The 14,495-nt window shown below is 63.7% G+C and carries 17 protein-coding genes; all 17 read right to left on the bottom strand.

The genetic code is table 11. The features are described 5' to 3' along the window. Positions 1 to 226: 226 nt before the first annotated feature. Positions 227 to 1,318 carry a flagellin gene (locus ACSQ3E_RS04515; protein WP_436121768.1) on the bottom strand — a complete coding sequence of 364 codons (1,092 nt, stop codon included), beginning with the start codon at positions 1,316 to 1,318 and terminating at the stop codon, positions 227 to 229. A 290-nt stretch (positions 1,319 to 1,608) separates the two neighbouring features. Further along, positions 1,609 to 2,706, bottom strand: coding sequence for a flagellin (locus ACSQ3E_RS04510; RefSeq protein WP_436121767.1), 1,098 nt, complete (start codon positions 2,704 to 2,706; stop codon positions 1,609 to 1,611). Positions 2,707 to 2,963: 257 nt separating this feature from the next. Continuing rightward, positions 2,964 to 3,956, bottom strand: coding sequence for a flagellin (locus ACSQ3E_RS04505; protein ID WP_310322201.1), 993 nt, complete (start codon positions 3,954 to 3,956; stop codon positions 2,964 to 2,966). Between the two features lie 292 nt (positions 3,957 to 4,248). Beyond that, a complete protein-coding gene (gene fliP / locus ACSQ3E_RS04500; protein ID WP_436121766.1) occupies positions 4,249 to 4,980 on the bottom strand; it encodes a flagellar type III secretion system pore protein FliP in 732 nt (243 codons plus the stop codon). After that, positions 4,977 to 5,486, bottom strand: a complete 510-nt coding sequence (locus tag ACSQ3E_RS04495; protein ID WP_436121765.1) for a flagellar basal body-associated FliL family protein — start codon at positions 5,484 to 5,486, stop codon at positions 4,977 to 4,979. The genes fliP and ACSQ3E_RS04495 overlap by 4 nt, the downstream gene beginning before the upstream one ends. A 9-nt stretch (positions 5,487 to 5,495) precedes the next feature. Next, positions 5,496 to 6,200, bottom strand: a complete 705-nt coding sequence (flgH, locus tag ACSQ3E_RS04490; protein WP_067958564.1) for a flagellar basal body L-ring protein FlgH — start codon at positions 6,198 to 6,200, stop codon at positions 5,496 to 5,498. Beyond that, positions 6,197 to 6,790 (bottom strand): MotE family protein, encoded by a 594-nt coding sequence (locus ACSQ3E_RS04485; RefSeq protein WP_310322192.1) that lies wholly within the window; start codon positions 6,788 to 6,790, stop codon positions 6,197 to 6,199. The genes flgH and ACSQ3E_RS04485 overlap by 4 nt, the downstream gene beginning before the upstream one ends. Before the next feature lie 3 nt (positions 6,791 to 6,793). After that, positions 6,794 to 8,071 carry a flagellar basal body P-ring protein FlgI gene (locus tag ACSQ3E_RS04480; protein WP_310322191.1) on the bottom strand — a complete coding sequence of 426 codons (1,278 nt, stop codon included), beginning with the start codon at positions 8,069 to 8,071 and terminating at the stop codon, positions 6,794 to 6,796. After that, positions 8,068 to 8,541 (bottom strand): flagellar basal body P-ring formation chaperone FlgA, encoded by a 474-nt coding sequence (flgA, locus tag ACSQ3E_RS04475; protein WP_436121764.1) that lies wholly within the window; start codon positions 8,539 to 8,541, stop codon positions 8,068 to 8,070. Before flgA ends, ACSQ3E_RS04480 begins: the two co-directional genes overlap by 4 nt. Before the next feature lie 5 nt (positions 8,542 to 8,546). After that, entirely contained in the window at positions 8,547 to 9,335 is a 789-nt protein-coding gene (gene flgG / locus ACSQ3E_RS04470; RefSeq protein ID WP_310322188.1) for a flagellar basal-body rod protein FlgG, read from the bottom strand. A gap of 11 nt (positions 9,336 to 9,346) precedes the next feature. Beyond that, on the bottom strand, positions 9,347 to 9,661 hold the full coding sequence (locus tag ACSQ3E_RS04465) for a flagellar hook-basal body complex protein FliE (RefSeq protein WP_436121763.1): 315 nt from the start codon (positions 9,659 to 9,661) through the stop codon (positions 9,347 to 9,349). Further along, on the bottom strand, positions 9,661 to 10,077 hold the full coding sequence (gene flgC / locus ACSQ3E_RS04460; protein ID WP_067958576.1) for a flagellar basal body rod protein FlgC: 417 nt from the start codon (positions 10,075 to 10,077) through the stop codon (positions 9,661 to 9,663). Before flgC ends, ACSQ3E_RS04465 begins: the two co-directional genes overlap by 1 nt. A gap of 5 nt (positions 10,078 to 10,082) precedes the next feature. Next, the gene (flgB, locus tag ACSQ3E_RS04455) at positions 10,083 to 10,463 is read right to left on the bottom strand and encodes a flagellar basal body rod protein FlgB (protein ID WP_310322181.1); all 381 of its coding nucleotides are present in this window, start codon (positions 10,461 to 10,463) and stop codon (positions 10,083 to 10,085) included. A gap of 71 nt (positions 10,464 to 10,534) precedes the next feature. Then, positions 10,535 to 11,161, bottom strand: coding sequence for a hypothetical protein (locus tag ACSQ3E_RS04450; RefSeq protein WP_436121762.1), 627 nt, complete (start codon positions 11,159 to 11,161; stop codon positions 10,535 to 10,537). After that, positions 11,145 to 12,545 (bottom strand): flagellar protein export ATPase FliI, encoded by a 1,401-nt coding sequence (fliI, locus tag ACSQ3E_RS04445; protein ID WP_436121761.1) that lies wholly within the window; start codon positions 12,543 to 12,545, stop codon positions 11,145 to 11,147. The genes ACSQ3E_RS04450 and fliI overlap by 17 nt, the downstream gene beginning before the upstream one ends. After that, a complete protein-coding gene (flgF, locus tag ACSQ3E_RS04440) occupies positions 12,546 to 13,268 on the bottom strand; it encodes a flagellar basal-body rod protein FlgF (RefSeq protein ID WP_436121760.1) in 723 nt (240 codons plus the stop codon). Between the two features lie 7 nt (positions 13,269 to 13,275). Further along, positions 13,276 to 14,400 (bottom strand): DUF1217 domain-containing protein, encoded by a 1,125-nt coding sequence (locus ACSQ3E_RS04435; RefSeq protein WP_310322175.1) that lies wholly within the window; start codon positions 14,398 to 14,400, stop codon positions 13,276 to 13,278. Positions 14,401 to 14,495: the final 95 nt, after the last annotated feature.

Here is a 14,495-nt window from a genome sequence, read left to right as displayed (position 1 = left end):
TCATGCCCATGACCTCTGTCGATCACCCGCCATGACGCATCATTCTCATATAGACATTTCTAAACCTCTAACTTTCGTGGAAATAGCCGGTTAACCAACGCCGATTTGTAGAATAATCGGCTGGCTGGGCTGCCTGGTGAAATGTCGAGCGGAAGAAGATCCGAAATAAAAATGGGCCGCACCAAAGTGCGGCCCATTTTCCTGTGATGTGCCTGAGACGGTTCGATCAGCCGCGGAACAGCGACATGATCGACTGCGAGTTGCCGTTGGCGATCGACAGCGCCTGGATACCGAGCTGCTGCTGGACCTGGAGGGCCTGCAGGCGGGTCGATTCCTTGTTCATGTCGGCATCGACGAGCTGGCCGACACCGCGATCGATGGAGTCCATCAGGCTCGAGGTGAACGACTTCTGCAGCTCGATGCGGCTCTTGGCGGCGCCGAGGTTGGTGGCGGCCGTCGTCATCGACTTGAGCGCGCCTTCGACCTTGCTCAGCATTGCACCGATGACGCCGTCGGTGACGCCGGCAGCGGTGATGTCGAGGTCGTGGACGGACTTGGTCACGACAACCGTTGCCGTCGCGTCTGCTGCCGTTGCGGCCGTCGCCGCGGCAGTCTTGGCGTCGACGTCGTGATCGCCGGCGGCGACGCGCTCGGCAAGCTTGGCCTCATAGGCGCCCTGTGCGGTGGCCGAGCTGTAGATCGCCGTCGAACGGTCGAGAATGCCGGCGTTCTTCAGGTTGGCGGTCGTGCCGCTGTCGAACAGCTTGATGCCCTCGACCTTGACGTCGATGGTCGAGATCGAGGCGGTGCCGGATGCGTCGCGGTTGAAGGCCGAGACGATCTTGGTGTCCTGCTGCACGCCGGTGTTGGCGGCGGCGTTAGCACCGGCAGCGTCCTTGTCGGACTTGACCGACAGCATGTTCGAACCGGAGAAGGTCGCGCCGTCGGCATAAGCCTTGAGCTGGCTCTGCAGCGCCTTGATCTCGGTCTGGATCTTGGCCTTGTCGGCGGCCGAAGCACCATTGGCAGCGACCAGCTTAACCTTGATGTTGTTGAGCGTGTCGATGGCCTTGTTCATGCCGGTGTAGGCGGTGTCGACCTTCGAAGCGCCGAGGCCGAGCGAATCCTGCACGGTGGACAGTGCCTTGTTGTCGGAGCGCATGGTGGTTGCGATCGACCAGTAAGCGGCGTTGTCGGAAGCTTCAGCGACGCGGAAGCCGGTCGCGATGCGGCCCTGGGTGGTGTTGAGAGCCTTGTTGGTTGCAGACAGGGTCTGCAGTGCCGTCATTGCCGATGCGTTGGTATTGATGCTGGACATGGGAATTACGCCCCTAGGGAATGCGATAGTACAGGGACATACCGGATCGACCGGTATGGCGGAGCGGCATCATGCCCATGATCGCTGTCGATCACCCGCCATGGCCGCTACGCTTCTCATACAAAAATTTCTAAAAGTATAATTGTCAGCAAAGCTGCGAGGTGATCTTGAGTATTCTTTGTCAGTATTCGAATATTCTTTTGTTTAAATATAAGTGGGTTCTGAAATGAAAAAGGGCCGCACCTTTAGGTGCGGCCCTGATCTATTGCGAAGTGCCTGAGACGGTTCGATTAGCCGCGGAACAGCGACATGATCGACTGCGAATTGCCGTTGGCAATCGACAGCGCCTGGATACCGAGCTGCTGCTGGACCTGGAGGGCCTGCAGGCGGGTCGATTCCTTGTTCATGTCGGCATCGACGAGCTGGCCGACGCCGCGATCGATGGAGTCCATCAGGCTCGACGTGAAGGCCTTCTGCAGCTCGATACGGCTTTTGGCAGCGCCGAGGTTGGTTGCAGCAGTTGTCATCGACTTGAGCGCGCCTTCGACCTTGCTCAGCATCGAGCCGATGAAGGCGTCGGTGACGCCCGAAGCGGTGATGTCGAGGTTGGCAACGGAAACGCCAGCGATGGACGTGGCAGTGCCGTCTGCCGCGGCAGCGGCTGTGGCGGCTGCCGTCGCTGCCGCCGTGTCGGCGCCGCCACCTGCCACCGAGGCAGCATAGGCGCTGTCGTAGGCCGACTGCGCAGCCGCCGAGCTCCAGATTGCGGTCTGACGGTCGAGGATACCGGCGTTCTTGACGTTGGCCGGCGTGCCTGCGCCCGAATCATAGAGCTTCAGGCCTTCGACCTTGACGTCGATGGTCGAGATCGAGGCCGTGCCGGAGGCGTCGCGGTTGAAGGCCGAGACGATCTTGGCATCAGCCTGGACACCCGTGCCAGCGGCTGCCGCGGCGCCGGCGGCGTCCTTGTCGGAAGAAACCGAGAGGTAGTTGGCACCCGAGAAGGTCGCGCCGTCGGCATAGGCCTTGAGCTGGCTCTGCAGCGCCTTGATTTCGGTCTGGATCTTGGCTTTGTCGGCAGCCGAAGCGCCGTTGGCGGCGACCAGCTTGACCTTGATGTCGTTGAGGGTGTCGATGGCCTTGTTCATGCCGGTATAGGCCGTGTCGACCTTGGATGCGCCGAGACCGAGCGAATCCTGAACGGTGGAAAGCGCCTTGTTGTCCGAACGCATGGTGGTGGCGATCGACCAGTAAGCGGCGTTGTCGGAAGCTTCTGCAACGCGGAGACCCGTGGCGATACGGCCCTGGGTGACGTTGAGCGACTTGTTGGTGGCTGCAAGCGTCTGCAGCGCCGTCATTGCTGACGCGTTGGTATTGATGCTGGACATGGGAATTACGCCCCTAAGAAATGCAAAGGTACAGGGACATACCGGATCGACCGGTATGGCGGAGCGGCATCATGCCCATGATCCCGTGGGATCACCCGCCATGCCGGGTAATCTCCACGATACTCCCTACCAAATCGCTAAGTGTTAGAAACATCGCAGATAATCTTGGGAATTATTTTGAATGCGCCCGGCAAACGCAAAACGGGCCGCACCTGAGGTGCGGCCCGTCCTGATACAAGATGCCTGAGACGGTTCGATCAGCCGCGGAACAGCGACATGATCGACTGCGAGTTGCCGTTCGCAATCGACAGCGCCTGGATGCCGAGCTGCTGCTGGACCTGAAGGGCCTGCAGGCGGGTCGATTCCTTGTTCATGTCGGCGTCGACGAGCTGACCGACACCGCGATCGATGGAGTCCATCAGGCTCGAGGTGAACGACTTCTGCAGCTCGATGCGGCTCTTGGCGGCGCCGAGGTTGGTTGCGGCGGTCGTCATTTCCTTCAGCGCGCCTTCGACAACGCCGAGCATGGCGCCGATCTGGGTGTCGCTGAAGCCCTTAACCGAAAGCGAGGCCACGGTGTAGGTGTCGGTGCCGACAGCGGCAGCGCCGGCCGTCGGAGCCGAGGCGGTCGCGGTGCGGGCACCGGTGCCGAGACGGAACGCATCGAGGATGCCGTTGGTCAGGCCGGTGGTGGCAGCCGAGCCGTCATACAGCTTGATGTCCTGGACCTTGACGTCGATGGTCGAGATCGAGGCGGTGCCGGCGGCGTCGCGGTTGAAGGCCGAAACGATCTTGACGTCGTCGGCGGTGCCGGCGACGGCGTGACCGGTCGTTGTGTTGACCGACAGCATGTTCGAACCCGAGAAGGTCGCGCCGTCGGCATAGGCCTTGAGCTGGCCCTGGAGCGCCTTGATTTCGGTGTCGATCTTTTCCTTGTCGGCAGCCGAAGCGCCGTTGGCAGCGACAAGCTTGACCTTGATGTCGTTGAGCGTGTCGATGGCCTTGTTCATGCCGGTGTAGGCGGTGTCGACCTTCGAAGCGCCGAGGCCGAGCGAGTCCTGGACCGTCGAGAGGGCCTTGTTGTCCGAACGCATCGTGGTGGCGATCGACCAGTAGGCGGCGTTGTCGGAAGCTTCGGCGACGCGGAGACCCGTGGCGATACGGCCCTGGGTGACGTTGAGCGACTTGTTGGTGGCTGCGAGGGTCTGCAGCGCCGTCATTGCTGACGCGTTGGTGTTGATGCTGGACATGGGAATTACGCCCCTAAGATATGCGATGGTACAGGGACATACCGGACCGACCGGTATGGCGGAGCGGCATCATGCCCATGATCTCTCCGTGAGGATCACCCGCCATGCCGGGCAATCTCCACGATAGAAGCTACCAAAGGTCTAAGCGGTATGGTTAACCAGCATTAACCTGCTGCTTTTCCCGGGATTTGTGTGAGTACCAAAACGCATTGGCCGCAGCACGCGCGAGGCGGGCTGCGGCCAATGGACTGGATAGCTGTTATGGCGCGCCCGCAAGCTGACGCGCGGTGATCTAGGTAAAAGATCGCACGAGGGATCCGACGAGCAGGTTCCAGCCGTCGATGAGGACGAAGAACAATATCTTGAACGGCAAGGACACAACCGTCGGCGGCAGCATCATCATGCCCATCGCCATGGTGATGGTGGCAACGATCAGGTCGATGACGAGGAAGGGCAGCACGATCAGGAAGCCGATCTCGAAGCCGCGGCGGATTTCGGAGATCATGAAGGCCGGAACCAGGATGCGCAGGTCGACCTTGTCTTCCGACACCGTCTGGCCGCGCTCGCGGGCGAGGTCGGCGAACAGGTTGAAGTCCTTGTCGCGGACGTTGCGCATCATGAAGGTGCGGAACGGATCCGAAATGCGGTCGATCGCTTGTACCTGGGTGATCTGGTTGTCCATCAGCGGCTTGACGCCGTTCTGCCACGCCTGATCGAAGGTCGGCGCCATGACGTAGAAGGTCATGAACAAAGACAGCGAGATCAGGATCAGGTTGGCCGGCGTCGACTGCAGGCCGATGCCGGTGCGCAGGATCGAAAAGGCGATGACGAAGCGGGTGAAGCTCGTCACCATGATGAGCAGGCCCGGTGCTACCGACAGCACGGTGAGCAGGCCGAACATCTGGATGATGTAACCGATGGTGGCGCCATCGGTATTGCCGAGCTGGCTCAGGTCGAGCTGCTGGGCGCTCGCCGGCGCGATGGCGCCAGCGAGGATGGCTGCAGTGGCCAGGAACTTTTTCATTCGAAGAGCAACGTTCTGATCAGCACTTCCTTGACGTGGCCGTCGCTGCGGATGGCGGCGCGTTCGTCGAGGTCGGTCTTGAGGTGGCGGAAAGCGCTGGCGCCCTGGACCTGGTGGATCCTAAGCGTGCGCACGTAGGCGAGCAGGTCCTGGTGGACGCGCTCGGCGAGGTCTGCGGATTGCGGCGCGTCGAGCACCAAAGACACCTCGAGGCGGATCCACATGGTGTCGGGCGCGGCGAGATTGGCTGTGATGGCGGGCAGCTGGACCAGCGTGCCAGCGGCTTCGCTGGCCGGACCTTGCTCGGCCGCCGCGTCCTTGGCAGGAGCGTGCGCCTTGGGTGCCTCTGCCTCGGCCTGCTCGACAGGCGTGCTTTCGGCCTTGAGGTAACCGCCCGACAGCCAGCCCATGCCGATGGCTCCGACGGTCAGCACCGCCAGGATGCCAAGCTGGACGACCAGCGAGGGGCCGGGCTTCTGGGGGAGGAACTGATCTATGTCTGACATGTCCCGGGCCTAGAAGGGGAGGACCTGGTCGAGGAACTGCTGGCCGTAGGGCGGCTGCTGGACCTCGGTGATGCGGCCGCGACCGCCATAAGAGATGCGGGCTTCGGCGATGCGCTCGTAAGGAATGGTGTTTTCCGGACCGATGTCGGACGGACGCACGATGCCGGCGATGGTCAGCACGCGCAGTTCGGCGTTGACGCGCACTTCCTGCGAGCCGCGGATCATCATGTTGCCGTTGGGCAGCACGTCGGTGACGACGGCGGCGAGCAGCAGGTTGAGCTTTTCGGAACGGGTGGTGGCGCCGTCGCCGGAATAGATCGACTTGGAGCCGGCGCTGCCGTCGCCCTTGCCGCCGGTCTTGGCGCCATCCCACTCGACGTTGAGGCCGGCGGCGATGGTCCGGTTGGTGACCCGGTTGCGCTCGGACTCGTTCTGGAAGCGGGCCCTGTCGTCGATCTCGATCTTGACGGTCAGGATGTCGCCCGGCTGCAGCGCGCGCGGGTCGGTGAACATGCGGCTCTGCTTGTCCTGCCACAGCGAAAAGCGCTTGGGCGGTGCCGCAGGCGATTCAGGATAGCGGTACATCGACGAGCTGCCGTCCTCGATACCGGAACCGACGGCCGACATTGTCGGCTCCTTGCCGATTTCCTTGAGGTTGGAGCCGCAGCCGGCGAGGCTGGCCATTGCTGCGGCGAGGAGGGCTTTTCTGATCATGTGGGGTCTTCCCGGCGTGCGGCGCTCGCGATGATGCGGGTCAGTTCCGCCGCGACCTTGCTTTCCATTTCGTTCAGGATGACGCTGGCCTTGCGCGCGTCGAGCTTCATCATGATGGCGGCGGCAAGATCGACGTTCATCACCGCCAGGCGCTCGGCGGCGGCATCGGGCTTCATGCGCGAATAGATCTGGACCACCCCTTCCTCGGCGCGGGCCAGGAAGACCTCGCGACGCTTCAGCCATGTCTCGTATTCGGTCTTGCGCTCCTCGAGCAGGGCGATGCGCTTGTCGACCTCGGCCTGCAGCTTCTTCAGCTCTTCGGCCTGCAGCTGATAGCGGCGGTCGCGGGCGGCGTCGGCGATGTTGGAGCAGAAACGCTCGACTTCGCTCTGCTCGACCGGAGGAACGGCTGCCTCGACGGGGGCTGCCGGGGCTTCCTCGCGCTCGATGACCCGCGTCGGCGTGCCCTGGACCACAGGGGTCTTCGGCGCGGCCTGCTCGGCATGAGCCGAGGCGGCGAACACGATGCCGAGCGCTGCCGCGGCAAGGGCGTGGCGGCGGAAGTGGGAAAGCGCGTTGGTCATGGCCATGGCTTACTGCACCACCAGGTCGGCTTGCAGCGCGCCTGCCGACTTGATGCCCTGGAGGATTGCGATGATGCCATCCGGCTTGACGCCGAGGCGATTGAGGCCGGCGACCAGCGTCTGCAGGTCGGGACCGTCGAGCAAAGCGAGCTTCGAGGTTGGCGTTTCCGTCTCGATGACGGTGGCGTCCTCGACCGCGGTTTCGCCGCGCGAGAACGGCTCGGGCTGGACGACACGCGGCTGCTCGGTGATGCGCACGGTGAGCGTACCGTGGCTGATGGCGACGCGCGAGATCTTGACCTCGTTGCCGATGACGATGGTGCCCGTGCGCTCGTCGACGACGACGCGGGCGGGTACATCAGACATGATCATCAGGTTTTCGAGCTCGGCATAGAAGCGCGCGGTCGAAACGCCCTCCGGCTTGCGGATGACGACGACGCGCGAATCCTGCTCGCCGGCGACACGCTTGCCGAAACGATGGCGGGCATAGTCGTTGATGGCGTCGGCGATGCGCACCGAGGTCGAGAAATCGGGATTGAACAGCTGCAGGGTGAGCACGTTCTCGTCGGCAAAGCGCGCCTTGACCTCGCGCTCGACGATGGCGCCGTTGGGCACACGGCCCGAGGTGGGCACGCCTTGCGTGACCTGCTCGGCCTTGCCCTGCGCGTTGAAGCCGGAGACCAGCACCGAGCCTTGTGCAACGGCGTAGATCTCGCCGTCGGGCGCCTTGAGCGGGGTCATGACAAGCGTGCCGCCGGCAAGGGACGAGGCATCACCGAGCGAGGAGACGTTGATGTCGATGCGCGCACCGGCCTGGACGAAGGCCGGCAGGTTGGCGGTGACGATGACGGCGGCGACATTGCGGACGCGCGCCCGGCCGTCTTCCGAAGCGATACCGAGATTTTCGAGCATGGCGCGGATCGACTGCTCGGTGAAGGGCGAGTTGCGCAGGCTGTCGCCCGAGCCGTTCAGGCCGATGACGAGACCGTAGCCAACGACCTGGTTGTCGCGGGCTTCCTGGAGCGAGGCGACGTCCTTGATGCGGACATTGACGAGATTGGCGCCGGTGCCCGAATTGAGCGTCGTCTGGCGGCCACCATCGCCTGAGGTGGCGATGAAGTCGCCGTCGCCGCCATTGCCGCCGCGAAGGTCCGTTGCGGCATAGCCGCCGGCAGCAGCCTTGCCGCCGGCCTTCAGCTGGCCGGCCGGAACGCCGTCGGGGCCGTCTGCATAAGCGGTTTGCAGGCCGAATACGGCGATTGCGGCAAGCAACAGTCTACGGATCATATAGCACCCACGCGGATCGAGCCGTCGGCCATGACCGTGCCCGTGAAGACCTTGCCGCTGTCGAGGTTGCGGACCTTGACGACGTCGCCAGCGGCACCAGGCTCGAGCGTCACGGCGGCAGCCGAGATCATCAGCGGGCCGGAGGCGAAGACGACCTGAACGGAGGCGCCGCGGTCGACCAGCCAGGCCTCGCGCAGCGCGGTGATCGGAACATATCGGCCGGGCAGCAGCGTGCGCTTGGCGATGCGGCCGTCGAGCTCGTCGGCGAGCGTGGCGACAGAATCGGGGCGCACCTTGCCCGGCTTGAGAGTGACTTCCTTGAGCGAGGACAAGGCAATCGTCTCGCCTGGATAGATGACGCGGTTGGGGACGAGCACGACCTCCTGGTCGGCAGCCTGCGCTGCGCCGCCAAGCATGGCGAACGCAAGGACTGTCGAGCGGATGTGGAGGAGGGCGTTCCGTCGCCGCATAGTCTTCACCGGATGTTCTTGGAGACGACGGCGGCCATTTCGTCGGCCGCCTGGATGACCTTGGAGTTCATCTCGTAGGCGCGCTGCGCCGAGATCAGCTCGGTGATTTCCTTGACCGGGTCGACGTTGGAGTTTTCCAGGTAACCCTGCTTGATCGTGGCGTAGCCGGGATCGCCGGGGATGCCGACATTGGCGGCACCCGAGGCCTCGGTCTCGGCGAAGAGATTGTCGCCGAGCGGCGCGAGGCCAGCCTCGTTGGCGAAGTTGGCAAGCGTCAGCTGACCGAGCGGCTGGAGGGCCGTCTGGTTGTCGAGCCGGGCGAAGACCTGGCCGGAATTGTTGACGATGACCTCGACGGCGTCCTGGGGCACGTTGATCGCCGGGATGACGTTGAAGCCATCGACGGTGACCAGCTGGCCGGTGCCGTTCTTGTTGAACGAACCGGCGCGTGTGTAGAGCGTCTGGCCGTCGGCGCCCTCGATCTGGAACCAGCCCTTGCCGGACAGCGCCAGATCGAACTCGTTGGTGGTGCTGGTGAGGCCGCCCTGGATGTGGACGTTGCGCACTGCTGCCGTCTTGACGCCGAGACCGATCGAGACGCCTTCCGGCACGATCGCCGAATTGGCCCGGTTCGGCACGCCCTGGGTGCGGTCGACCTGGTAGAGCAGGTCGGAGAACTCGGCGCGGGCGCGCTTGTAGCCGGTGGTGTTGATGTTCGCGATGTTGTTCGCGATCACCTCGAGATTTGTCTGTTGGGCATTCATGCCCGTGGCGGCGATGGCAAGTGCTTTCATCGGGATGTTCCTCAGATGCCCATGCGGCTGACTTCGAGATAGGCCGTGACGATCTTGTCGCGGATGGCGACGGCGGCCTGCAGGGCCTGCTCGGCGCTCATCACCGCATCGACGACCTCACGCGTGTCGGCCTTGCCCTGGAGCCCGGAGAGCGACAGCTGCTCGGCCTGGCGCAAGGTGTTGTGCGCTTCGGTCGCTGCGTCGGCGAGGGCGGCGGCGAAGGACGACGCGACACCGCCGCCAGCGGCGGCGGCGCCAGCCTCGGGCGCAACGCTGGTCGGCTTGGACAGTAGCTGGGTGCCGACTGGGCTGATGGAGCCGATCATTACTGATTCCTCATAAGATCAATGGTCATGGAAATGAGTTCGCGCGCCTGCTTGACGACCTGCAGGTTGGCTTCATAGGAGCGGTTGGCCTCGGTCATGTCGGCCATTTCGATGATGACATTGACGTTGGGCATCTTGACGAAACCGGCGGCGTCGGCGGCCTCGTTGCCAGGCTGGAATTCCAGCGGAAAGGCCGTCTGGTCGTGGCCGATCGAGGCGATCTCGACCGTCGAGGCGCCGGTGGCGCGGTCGAGCTCGGCGGCGAAGCTGACGGTCTTGCGGCGATAGGGATCAGCGCCCGGCGTGTTGCCGGTCGACTGGGCGTTGGCGAGGTTTTCCGAAACGATGCGCAGGCGTTCTGACTGAGCTCCGAGACCGGAACCGGCGACCTTGAGGGCGGCGACGAGCGGATCCATCCCGGTCAGGCCTTCGTGCTCAGCATGATCATGCGGTGGAAGGCCTTGACGATGGCCGTGTTGAGCTCGAACGAGCGGCGGACTTCGCCGGCTTTCATGAGCTCGTCTTCGACCGCGACCGTGTTGTCGGAAGGCAGGACCGCGTGCTTGGGATCCTCGGGCCTGATGGCGTAGCCGGCTTCGGTGGCGCCGCCGGTGAGATGGCCGGTCTGGGTCGAGGCCATGGCGACACGCGAGCGGTCGAGCACTTTGTCGAAAGGCTCGATGTCGTTTGTCCGATAGCCGGGCGTGTTGGCGTTGGCGACGTTACCGGCGATGGCGTTCTGGCGCACTGAGAGCCAGCGTGCCTGCTGGGCGGCCAGATCGAACAGGTTGACGGGGTCCATGGAAATCTCCGAGCAGATTTCCAAACACTATGGCCTCAGTCTTGCGCGGGCCTTGCGCGGGGCCCAGGCCGCTACTTCGCGACCTGGAAGACCTCTTCGCGCGAGGTGACGAGTATCCATTTGCCATCGCGCTGTTCGATCGAGGCGACCCGGCTCGAATCGGGCAGGACCGATCCGAGCTGGACGACCCAGACGCCGGCGTCGTCCTCGACCATGGCGCGCCCGTTGGCGATGTGGACGAGCTTGAAATCGATCTTCGGTCCGGGGAAGGGCTGCTCGGCAATGCCGGCAACGCCTGCTTCATCCTTTGCCGGGCGCAGCGAGCCGGTGGCGAACAAATCGAGCTTCATCGGCGGAATGTCTTCGACCGACATCGGCGCGCCAACGCGTTCGACCGGTTGGCCCATGACCAGCGGCGGCGCTTGGTCATTTTGGCCACCACCGGAGAATTTCATCGCCCGGATGCCGAACTTGTCCTGGTTGAAGAAGATGTACCAGGGAAACAGCGCGCAGGTGAGCCCAAGTGCGATGCCGAGCGCGGCGATTACGAAGTCGCTGCGGTGATTGCGCTTTTCGTGCTTCGGCGTGATGGTCAGCGGCTTGCGCTTCAGGCCGAGCCGCTGCATCAGCGTGCGCGGCTGGTCCTTGGAGCCGATCATCTCCAGGAATTCGCTTGCCGGGTCATTCCGCCTGAACATGGGATCTATCCTTGGATTTCAGATGGCGTGCGAGGTCGGAGAACGGATCGAGCGAGGGCCCGTCGGCAGGCGATTGGCCGAGCGCTTCGTAGATCACCGGAACCTGCTTCACCGCGAGATCGAGATCGGGGTCGGCGCCGGGCTGGTAGGCGCCGAGCAGGCGGATGTCGCGCGTGTCCTCGAAGCGCGAGATCAGCGCCTTGAGCTTGCTGACGAGCTGGCGCTGTTCCGGCGTCCAGGCCTTGGAGGCAAGACGCGAGATCGAGGCCAGCGGATTGACCGGCGGATAGCGGCCCTGTTCGGCGATGGAACGGTCGAGCACGACGTGGCCGTCGAGAATGCCGCGGACGGAATCGGCGACGGGATCGTTGTGGTCGTCGCCGTCGATGAGCACCGAGATGATGGCGGTGATCGAGCCGGTGCCCTCCATGCCGGGGCCGGCGCGTTCGAGCAGCTTGGGCAATTCGGTGAAGACCGAAGCGGGATAGCCGCGCGCTACCGGCGGCTCGCCGGCGCCGATGGCGACCTCACGCAGGGCGTGGGCGAAGCGGGTGATGGAATCGAGCACGAGCAGGACGCGGTGGCCCTTGTCGCGGAAATGCTCGGCGACACGCATCGCGGTATCAGGCGCACGGCGGCGCATCATCGCGCTCTCGTCCGACGTGGCGACGACAGCGACGGTCTTGGCCATGGATGCCGCGCCGATGGTGTCTTCGAGGAATTCGCGCACCTCGCGGCCACGTTCGCCGATCAGGGCGACGACGACTGTGTCGAAGGCATCCGCTCCAGCGAGCATGGCAAGCAGCGTCGACTTGCCGACGCCGGAACCGGCGAAGATGCCCATGCGCTGGCCGAAGCAGAGCGGAGTGAAGATGTCGATGACGCGCACACCGGTCTGAAAGCCTGTTTCGACGCGTTGGCGGGCAAGTGCCGCTGGCGGAATGGATTCGGTGGCATCGTTCTTTGCGCTGCGGACCAGCGCCGCGCCGCCGTCTATCGGGCGGCCAAGCGCGTCGATGGCACGGCCGCGCCAGCTCGGGTGCGGCGTGATGGCGATCGGGCCGCGGGTGAAGACGGCGTCACCAACGCCAACCTCGCCGCTGCTTTCATAGGGTGCGACCAGCACCTCGTCGCGGCCGATCTGCACGATCTCGCCGCGGCGGTTGCGGCCATGGCCACGGTGCTCGACGATGTCGCCGAGGCGCGCGCTCGAGGACAGGCCGCCGACCTTGTAATGGGTCGGTGCGATTTCCGTCACCTGGCCGCCGCGCCGGACCAGCAGGCGGTCGTCGGCGAAGCGGTGCTGGATCCGCTCGAGCGCTTCGAGCCGATTGTCGTGGACCGCCTGGGGCTCGTTGCGGATGTTGGCCAGCGAGGTGCTCACTTACTTCGAGCCAAGTGTCTTGATCGCGTCGGAGAACGAGGCTTCGGTCTGGCGCATCAGGGCGGCGGTGTTCTCGAAGGCGCGCTGCACCATGATGAGCTTGGTCATCTCCTTGATCGGATTGACGTTGGACTCCTCGACGAAACCCTGGACGATGCCAGCATCCATGCGGTCGACGACCGGTTCGGGCGCCGTCGGCGGGATGACGCCCGAGTTGCCGTAGCGGACGAAGTTGGTGCCGGGGTTGAATTCGTAGAGGCCAATCGCTCCTACCAACTTGCCGTCCTGGCGCAGCGAGCCGTCGGCGCCGGCGGTCGGCGGTCCGGCACGCGGATCGACCTGCATCGGCGCGCCGCCGGCGTCGAGCACCGGATGGCCCTCGACGGTGACGAGCTGGCCTTCTGCGGTCATCTCGAAGCGGCCGTCGCGTGTCATCACGACGCCAGCGGGTGTCTCGATACCGAACCAGGCGTCGCCGCGAACGGCGAAGTCGAACGGATTGCCGGTCTCGCGCATGGCGCCGTGCTGGGTCGACAGGTAGGTGTCGCCAGGCGAGGTGAAGGAGACGGATTTCGGGCCGAGGCCGGAAACCACATCCTCGAACTTCACGCCAGTGGCGCGGAATCCGACGGTCGAGGCGTTGGCGACGTTGTCGGCGATGGTGTTGAGGCGCTTTTCCAGCGCGACCTGGGCGGAGAGGGCGACGTAAAGACCGTTCTGCATGATGTTCTCAGAACCTTAGTTTCTGCATGGCAAACAGCACGTCGGTCGAAACGCCATATGCCGGCGACGAAGAGCCGAACAGGGTGCCGACGGAGGCTTGCACCGGGGAGGACGGATTGTTGATTTCCCAAAGGCTGGTGAAGCGCTTGAGGAACTCGTCGAGCTTCTTGGGATTGGAGAAGGTATCGATCTTGAGCTTGTCCTCGAACAGCTTGACCTGGCGGTCGATGTTGGCGGAGGCGAAGGATTCAGGCAGACCGAGTGCGGTGCGCACGACCTTGGCGAGGGCGTTATCGGCGAGCACCTCGTAGAAGCTGGTGATCGAGGGGGCCTTGCGCTGGAAATAGAGCGCGAGCCGCACGCCCTCATTGTCCTTGCCGGCATTCTCTTCCAGCGTCTGGCGGACATATTTGTCGACCGATGGACGCTGCGCGGCATTGTAGGTCGTCGCATCCTTGCCGAGGGCTTCGAAGTTGTAGGTGCTGGCAAACGCAGCGTAGCGCTTGTCCGTCATCTGATTGGCGTAGCTCTTCGGATCGCGAACGCCGCCGGCCAGAACCTTTTCCATCATCTCCTTGTTGGGGATCGACCCTTCGATGCCGAAGGATTTCATGGCGAAAGTGTAGAGCCTGGTGTCGGACATCAGGTCCTTGGCCGACTTCACCTTGACGATGTTGTCGAGGTAGTACTTGACCTCTTTCTTGACCGCTTCGGAGTTGGGGTCGACGCCATCCAGCTTGACCCGGATCAGGTATTTGTCGACCGCGCCTTGCTGCGCCTTGGTGTAGACGGTGGCCTTGTCGCCGAGCTCGGCAAAGTTGAAGCTCTTGACGAATTCGGCGTAGCGCTTGTCGGTCAGCTTGTTGGCGAAGCTGTCTTCCTTGGCCACGCCTTCCTTCAAGGCTTTGACCATGAAGGCTTTGGCGTAGGACATGCTCTCCAGGCCGTGCGCCTTCATGGCGTATTTGAACAGACGGTCGTTCTTGACGAACTCGTCGATGCTTTTCACCTTGGTGATGTTCTTGAGGTAGTACTCGGTGTCGCGCTCGACCGTGGGCTGGTTCTCCACGCGATCCAGAGCCTTGCCGAGATCCCGCGCGATCAGGTGGTAGCTTGTATAGGTATTGAGCACGACAACAGCCCTTCCGCCGCAGCATAGACGGGGAAGGCTACGCCCAATTGCTTGCGCGAGGCTGAATGGTTTTGCGATGATCCTTCAAGCCTCAC

The sequence above is a fragment of the Aminobacter sp. LjRoot7 genome (genome assembly GCF_964252895.1).
Lineage (GTDB): Bacteria > Pseudomonadota > Alphaproteobacteria > Rhizobiales > Rhizobiaceae > Aminobacter > Aminobacter aminovorans_B.
This window is presented reverse-complemented; position numbering and strand designations above follow the sequence as displayed.